General features: G+C 61.5%; 2 protein-coding genes. Both read right to left on the minus strand.

Features of this window, described 5'->3' with window-relative positions; genetic code table 11:
* Positions 1-107 precede the first annotated feature (107 nt).
* On the minus strand, positions 108-1,580 hold the full coding sequence (locus tag ACRXB1_RS35050; protein WP_449494656.1) for a hypothetical protein: 1,473 nt from the start codon (positions 1,578-1,580) through the stop codon (positions 108-110).
* A 280-nt stretch (positions 1,581-1,860) separates the two neighbouring features.
* Positions 1,861-2,096 (minus strand): hypothetical protein (locus tag ACRXB1_RS35055; protein WP_449494657.1); only part of this gene is annotated, 236 nt, incomplete at its 5' end.

Consider the following 2,096-nt stretch of genomic DNA (forward strand, 5'->3'; position numbering starts at 1 on the left):
CTTTCTTGAGCCGCTCTCGTCGCGCCCGCAGCACCGAGAAAAACGTAAAAACCAATCCTCATTCAGTCAGACGTGTTTAGGAATGCTCTGATTAATCGGGCGGATCTTTACGCCCAGACTCGATCTCCGTGCTGCATGGCATCGCGTGCATTGACCGCAATATTGATGATCGCGAATTCGAGCTCCGTGGCGTCGGCGCGCACGCCCCACATGTCGGGCGAAACCTGCACCTTGACCTGAATCTTCTCGCCGACCGCCGTTTCGATCAGCCCGGCCGCAGCGGGCAGCCACGTGGTGAGATCGATGGCTTCCTGCTTGAGCGGCTGCTTGCGGGCAACGCTGAGCAAACGCCGGGCGAGCGCTTCGGCGCCCGCAGTCGCGCGTTCCACCGCCAGCACTTCCCGTTCAAGCCCGTTGAAGTTCTTGCGCCGCGCCAACTCCATATTCGCCGATACCACCATCAGCAGGTTATTGAAGTCGTGCGCCACGTTCGCGACCAGATTACCGAGCGCGCCCATGCGCCGCAGTTGCCGGCTCGACGCTTCCGCCGAAAGCCGCATGGCCACTTCCGCCTGCCAACGTTCCCATGCGGATTGCTGCGAGCGCAACTGGCGCAGCGAGAACAACACGAGCAACCAGACCGCGATGCACGGCACGGCCGTGATCACCGCGATCAGCGCGTAATGCTGGCGCCAGTTCGCAAAGATGACGGACGTCGGAAAACCGCTTGCCACGTATAGCGGATAGTCGCCCACTCGCCGGAAAGCCAGGATCCGTTCGACACCGTCCACGCTCGAATTCACCCGCACGCGCCCGAACAATTCATTGCTGCGCATGGCCGACGTGAACGCTGAGTTTCGAGCGTGGGACACGTTGGAAGGACCCGGCGGTTCGCGCACGAGAATGCCGCCGTCGCGCCGGTAAAGTCCCACGGTCACGCCCGGATCGCCGTTCGATAAATCGTTGTAGAAGCTTGAGAAATATTCGCGCTTCAGCGCGATCGATACCAATCCGAGGAAATGTCCGTCGCTCGCGCTGCGCCCGACGCTCGTCGTGAATACATCGCTCTGGGCGATCTTGCCCACGAGCGGAAGCGAAAAATACGGTTCAGGACGAATGGCGCGGCCATTAACGAAGTCATCGCGTGTACCAATGGAAATTGACGGTACCGGATAAAAGCGGTTGCTCGCCAGCATGTCGCCCGTAGCGCCGAAAACGGTGATTCCGGCGACGTGCGCGAAAGATTCGCCTATCTCGCTCAGGCGTTCGTGAATCGGCTTCTGGTTTGCATGGATGCGGGCGTCGTCACTGTTGCCGAGCATCTCCACGACGCGCATCGACATCTGGCGGTTCAGGTCGAGCACCTTGCTCGCATGTTCGTCGGCGACGCGTGCGATGCGGTCGGCGATATCGTCGGCATCTTCCATGCGGCGCTGGTAATCGTAATAACCGTAGCCGAGCAGAAACGCGACCGGAAACAGAATCGATGCCGCCAGCACCATCAGCAAGATCCGCCGCGTTCCGGCGAAATTGCGCAAGGGCAAGGGCAAGTCGAGTGCCGAGGAATCCGACGAATGCAAGGCGCGAAGTCTCCAAATCGGGTAACCCGGTCGTCCGGCGAGCAGGTCGCATGAGCGTATGACCCGGCATCGGGTTACGTCAATAGCGTCCTGAAGCCGGGCGACGGAAAAGCTGGATAACCAGCCGATCGCGCGCGGGGCAAGGCTCTTGCGTGCTTTGTATTATGTGCCGGAAATAACAGGGGCGTGCGTAGGCAAACACGTTCAGCGATACGGCGGGCAAAAAAAAGCCGGCTACATCGATCGATGCAACCGGCCACCTTCATGCCTGAACACCTGCTTACTGCGGTTTCGACATGGCGCCGCCATTAGGCGCCGCAACGTTGCCGTTGTTGTTCGTGCTGCTGCCGTTGGCCTTCATGTTCGGCGTGGTGCCCGTTCCCGTGCCCATGCCACCGCCGGTTGCGGTGCTGCCCGGCGCTGCGCCCATGCCGGCACCGTTTGCGCCGCCCGAATTCGCGCCGCCCATGCCACCTCCGCCGCCGACACCCGCGCCGTTACCGCCGGCTCCGCCTA

The sequence above is a fragment of the Caballeronia sp. M23-90 genome (genome assembly GCF_053574605.1).